We start from the raw sequence: 16,074 nt of genomic DNA, 5'->3' as shown, positions 1-16,074 counted from the left end.
GTGTTCATCCGGCTGCGATGTCACGCGCACTCTCCTGAATTTCCTTGGCCACCATGGGATTCGGTCGGTCGTGCAGTTTGCGCGCCATTGATTGCAGGGCTCCGCGCAGGGAATCCTCGGCGCTGACCGCCATGCACGCCAATTGGCTCGACATCGGTATCTGGGCGTACACCCGCCAGCCGTCGCCCACCGGCCCGGCGGTGAGGGTGCCGCCGAGCAGTGAAATGCGCTGGCGCATACCGGATATGCCCATACCCCGGCCGGGGCGCACGGCCGCGCCGGTGGGCAGGGTATTGACCACTTCCACCTTGATATCCCTGCTGCACAGCATGATTCGCAGCCGTGCCGCCGCGCCGGGGGCGTGCTTGGCGATATTCGCCAGCGATTCCTGACTGATCCGGTACAGCGCCAGGCCGACACCGGCCGAGATATTCGACGGATCGCCGTCCAGGGAGTACTCCACCGGCATACCCGCCCGCACGAAATCCGCCACCAGATCCGGGACGTCTTCCAGGCCCGGCTCCGGGGTCTGCGAGGCGGGGCGCTGATCCAGCAGTCCCACCGTGCGGCGAATATCGGCCATGGCCTGACGGCCCAGCCGCTCGGCGTCGGTGAGCGCCTCCACCGCGTCGTCCACATCGCGATCGGTTTGCAGTGCGTGCCGTGCGGCGGTGACGTGCAGCAGTGTGATGCTCAGTGAATGCGCGATCACATCGTGCACCTCGCGGGCGATGCGGCGGCGCTCCTCATCGGCGGCCTGGGTCGCCCGGATCTCCTGGTAGTCGCGTTCCTGATAGAGGTAGCGGCGCTGATAGTTGAGCATCTGGCCGGTCATCCAGCCGCAGGTCACCGCGAAGAACCAGATCGGCATGCCGATATCGAGGTGCCCGATGGAGGAGAAGAACATCAGCTCCGCGACCATGGCCAGCGCCAGCGGGATGCTCGCGATCATCGGGGCCAGCGCCGCGATCTCCCCGGCGGCCGCTATCAGAACGAAAGGTGCGGAATCGGTCGGCACCGGCTGGGACAGGAACACCGCCTCGGAGGACATGGTCAGGCCCGCGATCAACAGCGGTTTCGGCACCAGCCCGAAGAACGCGTACAGCGGACCGGTGCTGTAACTCAGCAACAGGGCCACGATCGGCAGCAGACTCGGCCAATAGCCCTGGTGATAGCGCTGGAAGACGGCCAGGCCCGCGACCGCGAACAGCACGATATCGATGAGCGCGACGATATTGGCCGGATAGCCGAACTGCTCGGCATTGCGCTGGAACTCGGTCACCGGATGTCGCGCGAACTCCCGAATCCGGTGCCCGCTGTCCCGCACCCAGGCCTGAAAATCCCGCAGCGCACGCCCGATCGCGTTGGGGGTGGCGTCGGTCACGTTCATTCTGCAAGGCTAATGGCCGAATCTGACGGCGTACATCGTTCGCGGGCAGGGGCCGTGCTCCTACCGGGGTAGGAGGTCAAGTCGCTGCCGCGGCACGAAGACAGCTCGGGTTCGCCTCCGTAGCGTTCTCGGTCATACCGGTCCGCCGCCGATCCGGCCGGGCCGTGACGGGAGCACCTTCGAAGAAAGGTTGGGGGCCATGACCTGGGCAGATCAACACGCTCGCACCGACATCCTGCACACCATCCTGGACCGCGCCGCGCGAAATCCCGCAGATGCCAGGCTATTCGACGATATTCCCGAACTCGACCGGTTGTTCGGCGGTCGCGAGGGAGTATTGCTCGCACTGCGGCATCGCTGGGAGAACCATCTCTCGGTGAAACTGGATCACGCACTGGCGGAAGGCAAGTCGGCGGTCGAGATCTTCCTCGAGCTCTCCGCCGAACAACCCGCCCTGCGCGCCGTCCTGGACGCCTACGACACCGACCAGCTCTACCAGCGCCCGCGGACGCGGGCGATGGCACGCTGAGCCCCCCACGGGCTCGACGCACTACCGCACGCTGATCTACGAGGGGACGCACCATGCTGGAATTGACCGACGTGACAAAGGAATACCGGGTGGGCGGGCAAACCGTGCGCGCGCTGGACGGCATCAGCCTGCGCATCGAACCGGGGGAGTTCACCGCCATCATCGGTCCGTCCGGATCGGGCAAATCCACGCTGCTGCATCTGCTCGGTGCGCTCGACTCACCCGATACCGGATCGATTCGATTCCGGGACAAGGAGATCGGCGATCTGGACGACGATCGGCAATCGGAATTCCGGCGACATCAGGTCGGCTTCATCTTCCAGTTCTTCAACCTGCTGCCCACGCTCTCGGCCTGGGAGAACGTCGCCATCCCGAAACTGCTGGACGGCACCGGATTACGCAAGGCCAAGCCGCGCGCGCTGGAACTGCTCGATATGGTCGGGCTCGGCGAACGCGCCGAGCACCGGCCCGCCGAACTCTCCGGCGGTCAGATGCAGCGCGTCGCGGTGGCCCGCGCCCTGATCATGGATCCGCCGCTGATCCTGGCCGATGAGCCCACCGGCAACCTGGACTCCAAGACCGGCGCGGCGATCCTGCAGCTGCTCGGTGACATCACCCGCGAGGGCAACTCGGTGGTGATGGTGACCCACGATATGGGCGCGGTGCGGTACTGCGACCGGGTCATCACCCTGCGCGACGGGCTGATCGGCTCCACCGAACTGGTGGAACGCACCGATGACGGTGAGGTGCGCACCGTCCCGGTCACCACCGCACCGGCCGCCGACGCCGATGACGCCGGGGTGGTGCGCGCATGATCCAGGCGATCTGGGATCGGCTGCGGCTGTTCAATATCGGCGAACTCCTCGCCCACCGCGGCCGCACCACCATGTCCATGGTGGTGATGGGAGTCTCTGCCGGACTGCTGGTTTCGGTCTTCAGCATCTCCGGATCCATCACCGGATCGGTGGACAAACTCACCCACAGCCTGGGCGGCAATGCCGCGCTCGAGATCAGCGGCGTCACCGACGCCGGATTCGATCAGGCGCTGCTGCAACAGATTCGGGGCACCGCCGGGGTGGGGACGGCGGTGCCCATGCTGCGCGAATCCGTCGGCGCGGGCGCGAGCCGGGCGCTGCTGATCGGCGCGGATGCCAGCGTGTCCGAACTCGGCAGTGATCTGGGCGGGCCGCTGAAAGACCAGGCGAGCAAGCTGCTGACCGTCTCCAACGGCGTGCTCATCGGCTCCGCCATGGGGCATAAGGAAGGCGATCGCATCCAGCTCGGCGCGCTCACCGCCACCGTGGCCGGGGTGCTGGACGAGTCGACGTCCAAGAAAATCAATGACGGGCATATCGTCATCGCGCTGCTGCCGGTCGCGCAGAAGATCACCGATCGCGCCGGGCGACTGGATTCGGTGCAGATCATTCCCGCGGCGAATACCGATGTGGATCAACTGCGTTCGGCGCTCACCCAGGTCGTCGCCGGTCGCGCCGTGGTTGCGGATCCGGATCTGCGCACCGCCCAGGCGGGCGGATCGGTACAGCTGGTGCGGTATTCGACGCTGGCCTCCTCGGCATCGGCGCTCATCGTGTCCGCGTTCCTGATCTACAACGCCATGAGTATGGCTGTGGCGCAACGGCGTCCGACGCTGTCGCTGCTGCGGGCCATCGGCGGCAAGCGCGGGCCCATGGTGCTCGGGCTGCTGGTCGAGGCCGCCATTCTCGGACTGTTCGGCGGGATCACCGGTTCGATCATCGGCATCTTCATGGGTCGCGCGGCCATCGACAAACTGCCCGCGGCCATCGTGCAATCGGTCGAGGCGCGTACCGAATACGTGGTGCCCGGCTATGCCATTCCGGTCGCCATAGCCGCCTGTGTGCTCGCTAGTGTGGCGGCCGCCGCCATCGCGGCGCGGCAGGTCTACAAGGTCGCGCCCATCGAGGCGCTCGCACCGGTCGGCACCTCCACGGCGGACACCGTGAATCCGATCATGAAATACGGTGCGCTGGTATTGGGCGCGATCATGGTGGGCGGCGCGGTCGTCATCGCGAACGCCGATATCGGGCGCTACTCGCTGGCCGCGATCTCACTGGCGATCACCGGCGCGGTGGTGCTCTGCTTCGCCGCGACCGGGCCGATCGTGCGCGTGATCGCCTCGGTGGCAAGGCTGTTCGGTGCGCCCGGGGCATTGGGGGCGACCACCCTGGAACGATCGCCGCGCCGGGTGTGGGCCACCGCCATGACCGTCATGATCGGTGTCTGCGCCACCGTCGCCATGGGCAATGCCTCGCGCAATATGGTCGACGCGGCCGCCGCCACCTTCGAAAGTCTCGGGCGCACCGATATTTTCGTCAGCGCCACCGCCATGGAGCAGTTTCCCACCGGGCCGATTCTGCCCGCGGATCTCAAGGACAAGATTCGCGCCATTCCGGGGGTCGGCGAGAGTGGTTCCGCGCAAATGGCTTTCGCCACGCTCGGGCGCGGGCGCGTGATGCTCCAGGGTTATGAGGGCGGGGTGGCGCGCAGTTCCGCGCTGGACGGGACCTCCGAACGCGATCTGGCTCGCATGGCGGCGGGTGAGGGCGTGGTCATCTCCCGTGATGTGGCGCGCTCGCTGGACGTGCACGAGGGGTCCGGGCTCGATCTGCCGACACCCACCGGTATCCACCACGTCACGGTGTTGCGGATCGTGCCGTACTTCTCGGCGATCGCCGGAATCGTGGTGCTGGACTTGAACATTCTGCGGCAGTGGTATCAGCGGCCGGGGGAGACGATCATCGGGGTCGACTTCGCTCCCGGTGCGGACCATGCCGCGGTGTTGAATGCCATCCGGGCCGTCGTCCCCGCCGATTTCCACGTGGCCACCGGTAGCTCGGCGGTGGACGCCATCGCCAGCAGTGTGCGCCAGGGCTCGTCCATCAGTGCCGCGATTCTTTGGATAGTCGTGCTGGTGGCCACGGTCGCGCTGCTCAACACCCTGATGCTCTCGGTGCTGGAGCGGCGGCGCGAATTGGGTGTGCTGCGCGCCATGGGGACCAGTCGCAGATTCCTGCTGCGCACGGTTCTCACCGAAGCGGTCGGCATCGGTGTGACCGGTGCCGCACTGGGTCTGGCGGTCGGGTCGGCCGTGCATTACCTGGCGACGGTGGCGCTGAGCCGGGCCATCTCCATCGACATCCACTACCAGCCCAGCATTCTGCTCGTGATCTACGCGGTCATCGCCCTGATCCTGGCGCTGCTCGGGTCCATCCCACCCGCGTTGCGCGCGGCCCGCCTGCCCATCGTCGAGGCGCTCGCCGTCGACTGAATAGGATGGACGCCATGAGCGCAGCCACGGTCGACTTGATGGACTACACCGACGTCATCAGCCGGTACGAGCCGGTGCTGGGTATGGAGGTGCATGTCGAGCTGGGGACCGCGACGAAGATGTTCTGCGGCTGCCCCACCGAATTCGGCGCGGAACCCAATACCCAGGTGTGCCCGGTGTGTTTGGGCCTGCCGGGCTCCCTGCCGGTGGTGAACGAGAAGGCCGTCGAGTCGGCCATTCGGATCGGGCTGGCGTTGAACTGCTCGATCACCCCGTGGGGTCGGTTCGCGCGCAAGAACTACTTCTACCCGGATCAGCCGAAGAACTACCAGATCAGCCAGTACGACGAGCCCATCGCGACCAATGGCTACCTCGATGTGATCCTCGATGACGGCGAAGTGTTCCGGGTCGAGATCGAGCGCGCGCATATGGAAGAGGACACCGGTAAGTCCACTCACATGGGTGGCGCGACCGGTCGCATCCACGGGGCCTCGCATTCGCTGCTGGACTACAACCGCGCGGGCGTACCGCTCATCGAGATCGTCACCAAGACCATCGAGGGTGCGGGCGAGCGCGCCCCCGAGGTGGCCCGCGCCTACGTGACCGCGCTGCGCGAGGTGCTCAAATCCCTCGACGTCTCCGATGTGAAGATGGAGCAGGGCTCGCTGCGCTGCGACGCCAACGTCTCCCTGATGCCCAAGGGCGCCAAGGAATTCGGCACCCGCACCGAAACCAAGAACGTGAACTCGCTCAAGAGCGTCGAGGTCGCGGTCCGCTTCGAAATGCGCCGCCAGGCAGCGGTATTGGCCTCCGGCGGCTCGATCACCATGGAAACCAGGCACTTCCACGAAGCCGACGGCACCACCTCCTCGGGACGCCCCAAGGAATCCGCCGAGGACTACCGCTACTTCCCCGAGCCGGACCTCGAGCCCGTCGCACCGGACGCCGCCTGGGTCGAGCAGCTGCGCGGCACCATCCCCGAGTACCCGTGGCTGCGCCGCGCCCGCATCCAGTCCGACTGGGCCCTGTCCGACGAGGTCTTCCGCGACCTGGTCAACGCCGGCGCCCTGGACCTCATCATCGCCACCGTCGACGCCGGCGCCTCGGTGGACGCCGCCCGCTCCTGGTGGGTCGCCTACCTCACCGAAAAGGCCAAGGAGCGCGAGGTAGCCCTCGAAGACCTCCCCATCACCCCCAAGCAGGTCGCCGAGGTCGCGGGCCTGGTCGAAGCCAAAACCATCAACAACAAGGTAGCCAAGCAGGTAGTCGACTTCGTCCTCGCCGGCGAAGGCGAACCCGCCGCCCTCGTCGAATCCAAGGGCCTCGGCATGGTCAGCGACGACTCCGCCCTCCAAGCCGAAGTAGACAAGGCCCTCGAAGCCAACCCCGCCATCGCCGACAAGATCCGCTCCGGCAAAATCCAAGCGGCGGGCAAGGTAGTAGGCGACGTCATGAAAGCCACCCGAGGCCAAGCCGACGCCGCCCGAGTCCGCGAACTCGTCCTCGCCGCCTGCGGCGTCACGGAATAAACACCGCAACACAAATGGCGCACGGCAATCCTGCCGTGCGCCATTGTTTTTCGCGGGTCGCGGTGCTGTTCGCTCGAACAGGCGAGTGTGCGCACCCGGAGATGCGCACACCGTCGAGGGTCTAGTCCGGTCCGGAGCCCTGGCCGTTGGAGGGGGGTGGGATTCGGACTACGCGGTCGTCGTATTGGTTGGGTTGGCCGTCGGTTTTGTTGACGGTTGAGGACCAGATGTTGCCGTCGCCGCCTATGGCTGCGCCGTCGAGGCGGCCGTATTTGTCTTGGGCGAAGAGGGAGGGGGCGGCGGTTACGGCGTGGGTGTCTTTGTCGGCCTTGGCTATTGCCATGGCTTTTTGGTTGGTCAGGGCTATGGCTACGCCGTCGGTGGCGGCGGCGCAGTTGGCTACGCCGGGGTGGTCGGGCCAGCTCCAGGCTTTGACCGCGGTGCCGTCGGGGCCGATGCGCTGGAGGCGGTCTTCGGTGGCGGTGCGGTCGGTGACCCAGATGGAGTCCTGGTGGTCCGAGCAGACGCCGCCGGCTACGCCGATGCCGGACAGGACCACATCGGCGGTTGCGCCGGGGGCGGGGGAGTTGACGCTCAGCAGCTTTCCGGCCATGGAGCCGTTGTCGTTGGCGGCGTTCGGGTTTCCGGTGTCGCCGGTGAGGACCAGCATGCGGTCGGAGGTGTGGAATTCGAGGGAGCCGCGATTGCCGGTGGGGCCCTTCGGGATTCCGGTGAGGATGGGCTTGGGGACGCCGCCGTCGGTGGAGATGCGGACCACGCGGTTATCGGCGCCGGTGGTGATGTAGGCGTAGATGAGGCCGTCTTCGGAATAGCTGGGGGACAGGGCGAGTGCGGTCAGGCCGCCGTCGCCGGAGGAGTCCACATCGAGCTTCGCCACCTCGATCGGCGCGGGCGGCATGCCCTCATCGGTGGCGACCACCTTCAGGATGCGGCCCGTGGTGCGCTCACCCACCAGCGCACTCGCACCGTCCGGCAGCGTCACCAGACCGCCCGTGGTGTCCAGGCACGACACCACCACCAGCGGATCGGGATCCACGCACGGCGCGGCCGGCCGCTTGGCCGTACTGCTCGGCGGATTCGGCTTGCTGGTGCCCTGCTCCGCATCCTGCCAGTTCGGCTCGGTGGTGAACGGGGTGGAGGCGCGATCATCGAACCGGGCGCACCCGGAGAACACCAGGGTGCCCGCCAGTACGCCCACCACGATTCTCCGTGCGCCCACCCCGAACCGGCCCGCGGCAACCAAACTCATGGTTGAGACGTTACGGAAAACCCGGCGCGAATGCGCGAACGGGGTGGCCTCGGTTATGGCCGACATCGGAACTGGACAGTGGACACGCCCACCGACAGCCGTGTGCGGAGCCCGGTTGCCTAATAGTCTGGCCGCGTGACCGAGAAGCCGACCGAGCCCGCTGCCGACGCGCTGGGCAGTGCCGCGCCCGAAACACCGAGGCCGGTGGGTGAACCGGTCCGCAGCCCCTTCGATTCGCCCACCGAGCAGTTCTCCACCGCCACGGTGAAATCCGACCTCGACACGGTCGCGACGGCGAAGACGGATCCGAGCATCGCCCCGACCGTCAAAGCGGACCTGCGCAAGGAACCGCCGCGCACCGATGAGGAATTGGGCCTGGACCCAGAAGTCCCGCTGTACGCGGAGATGAAGGAGGCGATCACCGGCGCGAACACCGCCGTGCCCGCCGCCGACTCCGCACCCACCTACGCCTTCGCGAGCATCCCGCCCGCCCCGAACGGCGGCACCGAACCCACCACCCGCATCCGCCGTCGCGGTGACGAACGCCGCGGCACCCTGGACCTCGGTCTGCTACTGCTGCGCCTGGTGGTCGGCGGCACCTTCGTCTACCACGGCCTGCAGAAGGCGGCGGGCTGGTTCAACGGACCCGGCTACGACGGCATCCGCACCGCCATGGAGAACGGCGGCTGGAAGCACGTCGATATCGCCGCCCCCATGCTCATCGCGGGCGAACTCGGCGGCGGCATCCTGGTGGCGCTGGGCCTGGCGACCCCGCTGGCCGCGGGCGCGGTGCTCGCGGTGATTATCGACGCCTGGCTGTGGAAGCAGGGCATGGCCCCGGGCTTCCAGTACAAGGCCGAAAAGGTCTCGGTGGAAATCGAATCCATCCTCGCCGGAGCCGCGGCGGCCATCATCCTCACCGGTCCGGGCCGGCTCTCGCTCGATCGCGGTCGCGGCTGGGCCACCCGCCCGTTCCTCGGCTCGCTGGCCGCGCTCATCGCCGCCATCGCCGCCGCGATCCTCACCTATATCTATCTGCACGGCGGCAACCCGCTCGAGGGCGTCGGCCCCTTCTGATCTCGAAACACCGAAACAGCAAGCGGCCCGGGCAATCCCATCGGATTGCCCGGGCCGTTCGCTATGCGCGGACCACTACCACTGCGTGGCGTTGAAGCGTTCCCATTCTTCGAAAGTCTCCTGGTGCAGGCGCATCACCTGAGTGGACTTATCGTCGATCTGGTCGTTCAACATCGCCCGGTGGGCCGCGATGTTCGCGGCCTCCGCCGGGCTCGCCATGAACTCCTGGTTGGCGAGTTCACGGGACTGGGCGTTCAGCTCATCGGCCTCGGCGAGGAGTGTCTTCGCCTGGGCGTTGCGGGCATCGCAACGCTCCAGCATCGAGGAGTACGCGGCCAGCATCGTGTCGGCTTTGCCGACGTATTCGATTGTCATTCCTGCTCTTTCTTACGGCACCCGCCGCACAGCGCCCTTGTCTGCCGAGGTCGCCAGCGCGGCGTATGCCCGCAACGCGGTGGTGACCGGGCGCTCGCGATTCACGGGCTGCCAAGGCCGTTCGGACGCTTCCATTTTCACGCGTCGCTCGGCGAGAACTTCATCGGGTACCAGCAATTCGAGGGCACGCGTGTGCACATCGATGTGAATCCGGTCGCCGTTCTCGATCAGGCCGATGGCGCCGCCGCTGGCCGCCTCGGGCGAGACATGGCCGATGGACAGGCCCGATGTGCCGCCGGAGAACCGGCCGTCGGTGATGAGCGCGCACACCTTGCCCAGGCCAAGGCCCTTGAGGAATGAGGTGGGATGCAGCATCTCCTGCATACCCGGCCCGCCCGCGGGACCCTCGTAGCGCACCACGACGACATCGCCGGGCTTGATCTCCTTGTTCAGGATCTTGGAGACCGCGTCCTCCTGGGATTCGACGACCACGGCCGGACCCTCGAAGGTGAACAGATCCTCATCGATACCGGCGGTCTTGAGGATCGCGCCGTCGGGCGCGATATTGCCGCGCAGCACGCACAACCCGCCCTCGACGGTGTAGGCGTGCGCGAGATCGCGAATGCAGCCGCCCTCGGCATCGGTATCCAGCGAGGACCAGCGGTTGTCGGTGGAGAACGGCACGACGGTGCGCACGCCACCCGGCGCGGCGTGGAACAGCTCGACCGCTTCCTCGGATGCCTTGCCGGAGCGGATATCCCAGGTGTCCAGCCATTCGTCGAACGACTTGGTGTGCACCGTGGACACCTCGGTCTCCAGCAGGCCCGCGCGGCGCAGCTCACCCAGGATGGCGGGAATGCCACCGGCGCGGTGCACATCCTCCATGTGGTAATCCGAGTTCGGCGACACCTTGGACAGGCAGGGCACCCGGCGCGAGATCTCGTCGATGGTCTGCAGATCGAAGTCGATCTCACCCTCCTGCGCCGCCGCGAGAGTGTGCAGCACGGTATTGGTGGAACCGCCCATCGCCACATCGAGGGCCATTGCGTTGTGGAAAGCCTTGACGTTGGCCACATTTCGCGGCAGCACCGACTCGTCGTCATCGCGGTACCAGCGGTTGGCGATATCGACGATGACCCGACCGGCCTTCTGGAACAGCGCGCGGCGAGCCGAATGCGTGGCGAGGGTGGAACCGTTGCCGGGCAACGAGAGTCCCAGCGCTTCGGTGAGGCAGTTCATCGAGTTGGCGGTGAACATGCCGGAGCAGGAACCGCAGGTCGGGCACGCCGACCGCTCGACCTCGGACAGCCCGTCATCGGTGACATTGGGGGAGGCGCTGGCGGAGATGGCGGTGATGAGGTCGGTCGGCGCCTGCGCCACACCGCCCACGACCACGGCCTTACCGGCCTCCATCGGACCGCCGGACACGAACACGGCGGGGATATTGAGCCGCATGGCGGCGTTCAACATGCCGGGAGTGATCTTGTCGCAGTTGGAGATACAGACCAGCGCGTCGGCGGTGTGCGCATTGGCCATGTACTCGACCGAATCGGCGATGATCTCGCGCGAGGGCAGCGAGTACAGCATGCCGCCGTGACCCATGGCGATGCCGTCATCGACCGCGATGGTGTGGAATTCGCGCGGTACGCCGCCTGCCGCCCGGACCGCCTCGGCCACGATCTCGCCGACATCCTTGAGATGCACGTGACCCGGTACGAACTGCGTATACGAGTTCGCGATGGCGACGATCGGCTTCCCGAAATCGGAGTCGGTGAGGCCGGTCGCGCGCCAGAGCGAGCGAGCGCCCGCGGCATTGCGTCCGACGGTGGTGGTGCGTGAGCGAAGCGGTGGCATGGGGTCCTCGGGTTCTCGTCGCAGGGGGCTGATCGGCGACTACGCCGAATGCTTTCGGCGCGTTCCAACGTTACTCCCGCGCGAATCGATCCCCGTCAGCGCCCGAAACCTCGCACCCCAACACGCCGCTACTTGTCCGAAGTATCGCTTTCGGGGATGTCCACCTCGTCCGCATCCTCCGGTTCGATGAACGGATCCGGAATGCGCCCGTCCGATGCCTCGACCAAATCGCGCAATCGGTCATAACTGACAGCGGGCAAACTCACATCCGAGTCATCGGCCAAATGCGCCTGCAGGAATCCGCGCTTGGGAATCCGCAGTCCCTTCACCTGGTCCCAGTCGATATGCCGGGTCGAGAACATCGTCCGCAATTCCAGTCCGTCGGCCGAGACCTTGGTCCGAGTGCGCTCGATCCACACCGCCATCGCGACCGGAATCGCGAACAGCACCCACAGCACCTGCGGCATCCCGGAGAACGGGAAGATCACACCCATCAGCACCATGAACACCGCGATATGCGCGAGCCGGGTAAGCCCGATCACCCGCACGCCGGGGTCCGGAATATGCCCGCGCGCACCCAGCACCAGCGCCCGCAACCGCGCGAAATCGACGCCCGGCAGCGCGATGTCCTCGCCGCCCGTGGTGTGCAGATACACCCGCCCGAATCCCGGAATGCGAACTCCGGCAACCTCGGCCCACGGCACCCTGCGCGTGCGCGTCAGCCCGCGAGTCTCCACGCCTTCGCTGGTCAGGTCGGTTTGCAACCTGAGTAGCCAGAGCGGCAGCACGATGATCAGCGGTGCGATGAGGACTCCCGGCAACCACAGCCAATCACTGCGGAAGCGGACCTGCGGGATCGGACCCGTGTCCGATCCGGGGTCGGGGGTGTGGGACGATTGTGCCGGTGGCACGGACTGATGCGGTGATGACACACCCCCATCCTCGCATTGTGTTGAACTAACCCGAACAACCGCTATGTCTCACATAATGAGACACACATGGTCAGATGTTTGACTCCGCGGCTCATGCGCGCATACCGTCGAGCGCGTGAATCGAATCGAGTTGCTCGTAATCGGCCGGCGCGTCCAGCGCTGAGCCGACGACTATAGAGTCAATTACGTCAGCTCGCAGCTGCGACGCGCCACCCTCGAACAGCCCCCGGCTGTCGAGGGCTTTTTTGTGTTCAGGCAAGTCCATGAACTGGAACGACAAGCAGTAAGGAATCCAGACGGTGAGCGCACCTACCGCCCGACCCGGGCCCTCGGCCCGACGGCCCGCGCCTTCGGCCCCCGCGGCCACGGCTCCGGCCACCACTCCGAACCGCCGCCAGGTCCCGCCCGAGCGGGTCACCGGCGCGCAGTCCGTTGTCCGCTCCCTCGAGGAGCTCGGCGTCGACACGGTATTCGGTATTCCGGGCGGCGCGATTCTTCCCGTTTATGATCCGCTGTTCGACTCGACCAAGGTCCGCCACGTGCTGGTCCGCCATGAGCAGGGCGGCGGCCACGCGGCCACCGGCTACGCCCAGGCAACCGGCAAGGTCGGTGTGTGCATGGCCACATCCGGTCCGGGCGCGACCAATCTGGTGACCCCGATCGCGGACGCCCAGATGGATTCGGTGCCGCTGGTGGCCATCACCGGTCAGGTCGGGCGCAGCCTGATCGGCACCGACGCCTTCCAGGAAGCCGATATCTCCGGCATCACCATGGCGTGCACCAAGCACAACTTCCTGGTCACCGACCCGATCGATATCCCGCGCATGCTGGCCGAGGCGTTCTACCTGGCCGCCTCCGGCCGCCCGGGCGCGGTCCTGGTCGACATCCCGAAGGATGTGCTGCAGGCGCAGACCACCTTCAGCTGGCCGCCGGAAATGCGGCTGCCCGGCTACCGTCCGGTGACCAAGCCGCACGGTAAGCAGGTGCGCGAGGCCGCGCGCATGATCATGGAGGCCAAGGCCCCCGTGCTCTACGTCGGCGGCGGCGTCATCAAGGCCGACGCGTCCGCGGAACTGCTCGAGCTGGCCGAGCTGACCGGTATCCCGGTCGTCACCACGCTGATGGCCCGCGGCGCGTTCCCCGACACCCACACCCTGAACATGGGTATGCCCGGTATGCACGGCACCGTGGGAGCCGTTGCGGCGCTGCAGAAGTCGGATCTGCTGATCACCCTCGGCGCGCGTTTCGACGACCGCGTCACCGGGCAGCTGGATTCCTTCGCACCCAATGCCAAGGTCATCCACGCCGATATCGACCCGGCCGAGATCGGCAAGAACCGGCACGCGGACGTCCCGATCGTGGGCGACTGCCGCGAGGTCATCGCCGAGCTGATCGAAACCCTCAAGGCCGATCCGGCCGCCACCGGCACCCCGCTGCTGGAGCTCGGCGACTGGTGGAAGTACCTGTCCGGCGTGCGCGATCAGTACCCGCTGGGCTGGAAGACCCCGAGCGACGGTTCGCTCTCGCCCGAGTTCGTCATCGAGAAGCTGGGTCAGCTCGCCGGTCCGGACGCCATCTACTGTGCGGGCGTCGGCCAGCATCAGATGTGGGCCGCGCAGTTCATCAAGTACGAGAAGCCGCGCACCTGGCTGAATTCCGGTGGCCTGGGCACCATGGGCTACTCGGTGCCCGCCGCCATGGGCGCCAAGATGGGCATGCCGGACCGTGAGGTCTGGGCCATCGACGGTGACGGCTGCTTCCAGATGACCAATCAGGAACTCGCCACCTGCGCCGTCGAGGGCGTGCCGATCAAGGTCGCGCTGATCAACAACGGCAACCTGGGCATGGTCCGCCAGTGGCAGACCCTGTTCTACGAGAAGCGCTACTCCAACACCGATCTGGGCACGCACACCCTGCGCATCCCGGACTTCGTGAAGCTCGCGGAAGCCCTGGGCTGCCACGGCATTCGCGTGGAGAAGGAAGAGGACGTCGAGGCCGCGATCCGCGAGGCGCAGTCCATCAACGACCGTCCCGTGGTGATCGATTTCATCGTCGGCAAGGATGCGCAGGTGTGGCCGATGGTCGCCGCCGGCACCTCCAATGACGAGATCATGGCCGCGCGCGGCATCCGCCCGCTGTTCGATGACGATGAGGCCGTGGACGAGCCCGCCGTCATCCACGAGGCCATGTCGCATGAGAAGGCCACCCTGACCGCCCACGACAAGGCCGCCCAGAAGGGTTCCGAGGAATGAGCACGACCCACACCCTCTCCGTCTTGGTGGAGGACAAGCCCGGCGTGCTCGCGCGTGTCGCCAGCCTGTTCTCCCGCCGCGGCTTCAATATCGAGTCGCTGGCGGTCGGCGGCACCGAGATCCCCGAGATCTCGCGTATGACAATCGTTGTGACGGTTGAGGATCTGCCGCTCGAGCAGGTCACCAAGCAGCTCAACAAGCTGGTGAACGTCATCAAGATCGTGGAGCAGGACGACGACAGTTCCGTTGCCCGCGAACTGATCCTGGTGAAGGTGCGCGCGGATGCCAGTGTGCGCACCCAGGTCATCGAGGCGGTGAACCTGTTCCGCGCCAAGGTGATCGATGTGTCTCCCGACGCCCTGACCATCGAGGCCACCGGCACGCGCTCCAAGCTCGACGCGCTGCTGCGCATGATGGAGCCCTACGGCATCCGTGAGATCGTGCAGTCCGGAGTCGTCGCGGTGGGACGTGGACCCAAGTCCATCACCGCGACTCGCTAGTACCACCAACACACTTAGACACAGAACCAGAAGGAGAAACCCAAAGTGGCAGTCGAGATGTTCTACGACGACGACGCTGACCTGTCGATCATCCAGGGCAAGAAGGTCGCGGTCATCGGTTACGGCAGCCAGGGCCACGCCCACTCGCTGAGCCTGCGCGACTCCGGCGTCGACGTCCGCGTCGGCCTGACCGAGGGTTCCAAGTCCCGCCCGAAGGCCGAAGAGGCCGGTCTGACCGTCGGCACCCCCGCCGAGGTCTCCGAATGGGCCGACGTGATCATGGTGCTCGCGCCCGATACCGCGCAGGCGTCCATCTTCACCAATGACATCGAGCCCAACCTCAAGGACGGCGACGCGCTGTTCTTCGGCCACGGCCTGAACATCCACTTCGGTCTGATCAAGGCTCCGGCCAACGTCACCGTCGCCATGGTCGCCCCGAAGGGCCCGGGCCACCTGGTGCGTCGTCAGTACGTCGACGGCAAGGGCGTTCCGGCGCTCATCGCGGTCGATCAGGACCCGAAGGGCGACGGCCAGGCGCTGGCGCTGTCCTACGCCAAGGCCATCGGCGGCGCGCGCGCCGGTGTCATCAAGACCACCTTCAAGGAAGAGACCGAGACCGACCTGTTCGGTGAGCAGGCCGTGCTCTGCGGTGGCACCGAAGAGCTGGTCAAGACCGGCTTCGAGGTCATGGTCGAGGCCGGCTACGCGCCCGAGATGGCGTACTTCGAGGTGCTGCACGAGCTCAAGCTGATCGTCGACCTCATGTACGAGGGTGGCATCGCCCGCATGAACTACTCGGTCTCCGACACCGCCGAATTCGGTGGCTACCTGTCGGGCCCGCGCGTCATCGACGCCGGCACCAAGGAGCGCATGAAGGCGATCCTGTCCGACATCCAGGACGGCACCTTCGTCAAGCGCCTGGTCGCCAACGTCGAGAACGGCAACACCGAGCTCGAGGGCCTGCGCAAGGCCAACGCCGAGCACCCCATCGAGGTCACCGGCGCCAAGCTGCGCGGCCTGATGAGCTGGGTCGACCGCCCCATCACCGAGACCGCCTAA

At 66.6% G+C, this 16,074-nt stretch carries 14 protein-coding genes; 8 read left to right on the top strand and 6 right to left on the bottom strand.

What is annotated here, in order from left to right; translation table 11 throughout:
* Nucleotides 1-4 precede the first annotated feature (4 nt).
* Nucleotides 5-1,390: a sensor histidine kinase gene (locus ACFC0O_RS08285; RefSeq protein ID WP_375954889.1), complete on the bottom strand. Its 1,386-nt coding sequence runs from the start codon at nt 1,388-1,390 to the stop codon at nt 5-7.
* Nucleotides 1,391-1,589: 199 nt separating this feature from the next.
* On the opposite strand from ACFC0O_RS08285, the gene ACFC0O_RS08280 reads away from it, so the two are divergent.
* Genes ACFC0O_RS08280 through gatB form a run of 4 tightly spaced genes read left to right on the top strand, consistent with a single transcriptional unit; the run spans nt 1,590 to nt 6,755 of the window.
* Nucleotides 1,590-1,919, top strand: coding sequence for a hypothetical protein (locus ACFC0O_RS08280; RefSeq protein WP_375954887.1), 330 nt, complete (start codon nt 1,590-1,592; stop codon nt 1,917-1,919).
* A gap of 53 nt (nt 1,920-1,972) precedes the next feature.
* Nucleotides 1,973-2,734: an ABC transporter ATP-binding protein gene (locus tag ACFC0O_RS08275; RefSeq protein ID WP_364630245.1), complete on the top strand. Its 762-nt coding sequence runs from the start codon at nt 1,973-1,975 to the stop codon at nt 2,732-2,734.
* The gene (locus tag ACFC0O_RS08270) at nt 2,731-5,226 is read left to right on the top strand and encodes an ABC transporter permease (RefSeq protein WP_375954885.1); all 2,496 of its coding nucleotides are present in this window, start codon (nt 2,731-2,733) and stop codon (nt 5,224-5,226) included. Before ACFC0O_RS08275 ends, ACFC0O_RS08270 begins: the two co-directional genes overlap by 4 nt.
* 14 nt (nt 5,227-5,240) lie before the next feature.
* Nucleotides 5,241-6,755, top strand: coding sequence for an Asp-tRNA(Asn)/Glu-tRNA(Gln) amidotransferase subunit GatB (gene gatB / locus ACFC0O_RS08265; RefSeq protein ID WP_364630251.1), 1,515 nt, complete (start codon nt 5,241-5,243; stop codon nt 6,753-6,755).
* Between the two features lie 121 nt (nt 6,756-6,876).
* On the opposite strand, the gene ACFC0O_RS08260 is transcribed toward gatB, so the two are convergent.
* Nucleotides 6,877-8,025 (bottom strand): PQQ-dependent sugar dehydrogenase, encoded by a 1,149-nt coding sequence (locus ACFC0O_RS08260; protein ID WP_364630253.1) that lies wholly within the window; start codon nt 8,023-8,025, stop codon nt 6,877-6,879.
* 135 nt (nt 8,026-8,160) lie between these two features.
* On the opposite strand from ACFC0O_RS08260, the gene ACFC0O_RS08255 reads away from it, so the two are divergent.
* Nucleotides 8,161-9,102 (top strand): DoxX family protein, encoded by a 942-nt coding sequence (locus ACFC0O_RS08255; protein WP_375954883.1) that lies wholly within the window; start codon nt 8,161-8,163, stop codon nt 9,100-9,102.
* Between the two features lie 75 nt (nt 9,103-9,177).
* Here the strand turns inward: ACFC0O_RS08255 and ACFC0O_RS08250 are convergent, their stop codons facing one another.
* The 4 genes from ACFC0O_RS08250 to ACFC0O_RS08235 all read right to left on the bottom strand — a co-directional run bounded on the left by ACFC0O_RS08250 (nt 9,178) and on the right by ACFC0O_RS08235 (nt 12,543).
* The gene (locus ACFC0O_RS08250; protein ID WP_375954881.1) at nt 9,178-9,477 is read right to left on the bottom strand and encodes a hypothetical protein; all 300 of its coding nucleotides are present in this window, start codon (nt 9,475-9,477) and stop codon (nt 9,178-9,180) included.
* Nucleotides 9,478-9,489: 12 nt separating this feature from the next.
* A complete protein-coding gene (gene ilvD / locus ACFC0O_RS08245) occupies nt 9,490-11,331 on the bottom strand; it encodes a dihydroxy-acid dehydratase (RefSeq protein WP_375954879.1) in 1,842 nt (613 codons plus the stop codon).
* Between the two features lie 128 nt (nt 11,332-11,459).
* Nucleotides 11,460-12,263, bottom strand: a complete 804-nt coding sequence (locus ACFC0O_RS08240; protein ID WP_375954877.1) for a PH domain-containing protein — start codon at nt 12,261-12,263, stop codon at nt 11,460-11,462.
* Nucleotides 12,264-12,354: 91 nt separating this feature from the next.
* Complete coding sequence (locus ACFC0O_RS08235; protein ID WP_375954875.1) at nt 12,355-12,543, bottom strand: hypothetical protein; 189 nt, start codon at nt 12,541-12,543, stop codon at nt 12,355-12,357.
* 19 nt (nt 12,544-12,562) lie between these two features.
* On the opposite strand from ACFC0O_RS08235, the gene ACFC0O_RS08230 reads away from it, so the two are divergent.
* Genes ACFC0O_RS08230 through ilvC form a run of 3 tightly spaced genes read left to right on the top strand, consistent with a single transcriptional unit; the run spans nt 12,563 to nt 16,074 of the window.
* Entirely contained in the window at nt 12,563-14,515 is a 1,953-nt protein-coding gene (locus tag ACFC0O_RS08230) for an acetolactate synthase large subunit (protein ID WP_364630270.1), read from the top strand.
* Nucleotides 14,512-15,015 (top strand): acetolactate synthase small subunit, encoded by a 504-nt coding sequence (gene ilvN, locus ACFC0O_RS08225; protein WP_153810031.1) that lies wholly within the window; start codon nt 14,512-14,514, stop codon nt 15,013-15,015. Before ACFC0O_RS08230 ends, ilvN begins: the two co-directional genes overlap by 4 nt.
* 57 nt (nt 15,016-15,072) lie before the next feature.
* The gene (gene ilvC, locus ACFC0O_RS08220; protein WP_364632745.1) at nt 15,073-16,074 is read left to right on the top strand and encodes a ketol-acid reductoisomerase; all 1,002 of its coding nucleotides are present in this window, start codon (nt 15,073-15,075) and stop codon (nt 16,072-16,074) included.

Origin of the sequence: Nocardia sp. NPDC056100, from assembly GCF_042266325.1 — a bacterium.
Classification (GTDB): Bacteria; Actinomycetota; Actinomycetes; order Mycobacteriales; family Mycobacteriaceae; genus Nocardia.
The sequence above is the reverse complement of the archived record's forward strand: the minus strand, read 5'-3'. Positions and strand labels throughout refer to the sequence as shown.

What these genes read in the sequence shown, in the direction of transcription:
- ACFC0O_RS08285 (WP_375954889.1), bottom strand. Translation starts at nt 1,390, where the DNA reads ATGAACGTGACCGACGCCACCCCCAACGCGATCGGGCGTGCGCTGCGG.
- ACFC0O_RS08280 (WP_375954887.1), top strand. Translation starts at nt 1,590, where the DNA reads ATGACCTGGGCAGATCAACACGCTCGCACCGACATCCTGCACACCATC.
- ACFC0O_RS08275 (WP_364630245.1), top strand. Translation starts at nt 1,973, where the DNA reads ATGCTGGAATTGACCGACGTGACAAAGGAATACCGGGTGGGCGGGCAA.
- ACFC0O_RS08270 (WP_375954885.1), top strand. Translation starts at nt 2,731, where the DNA reads ATGATCCAGGCGATCTGGGATCGGCTGCGGCTGTTCAATATCGGCGAA.
- gatB (WP_364630251.1), top strand. Translation starts at nt 5,241, where the DNA reads ATGAGCGCAGCCACGGTCGACTTGATGGACTACACCGACGTCATCAGC.
- ACFC0O_RS08260 (WP_364630253.1), bottom strand. Translation starts at nt 8,025, where the DNA reads ATGAGTTTGGTTGCCGCGGGCCGGTTCGGGGTGGGCGCACGGAGAATC.
- ACFC0O_RS08250 (WP_375954881.1), bottom strand. Translation starts at nt 9,477, where the DNA reads ATGACAATCGAATACGTCGGCAAAGCCGACACGATGCTGGCCGCGTAC.
- ilvD (WP_375954879.1), bottom strand. Translation starts at nt 11,331, where the DNA reads ATGCCACCGCTTCGCTCACGCACCACCACCGTCGGACGCAATGCCGCG.
- ilvN (WP_153810031.1), top strand. Translation starts at nt 14,512, where the DNA reads ATGAGCACGACCCACACCCTCTCCGTCTTGGTGGAGGACAAGCCCGGC.
- ilvC (WP_364632745.1), top strand. Translation starts at nt 15,073, where the DNA reads ATGTTCTACGACGACGACGCTGACCTGTCGATCATCCAGGGCAAGAAG.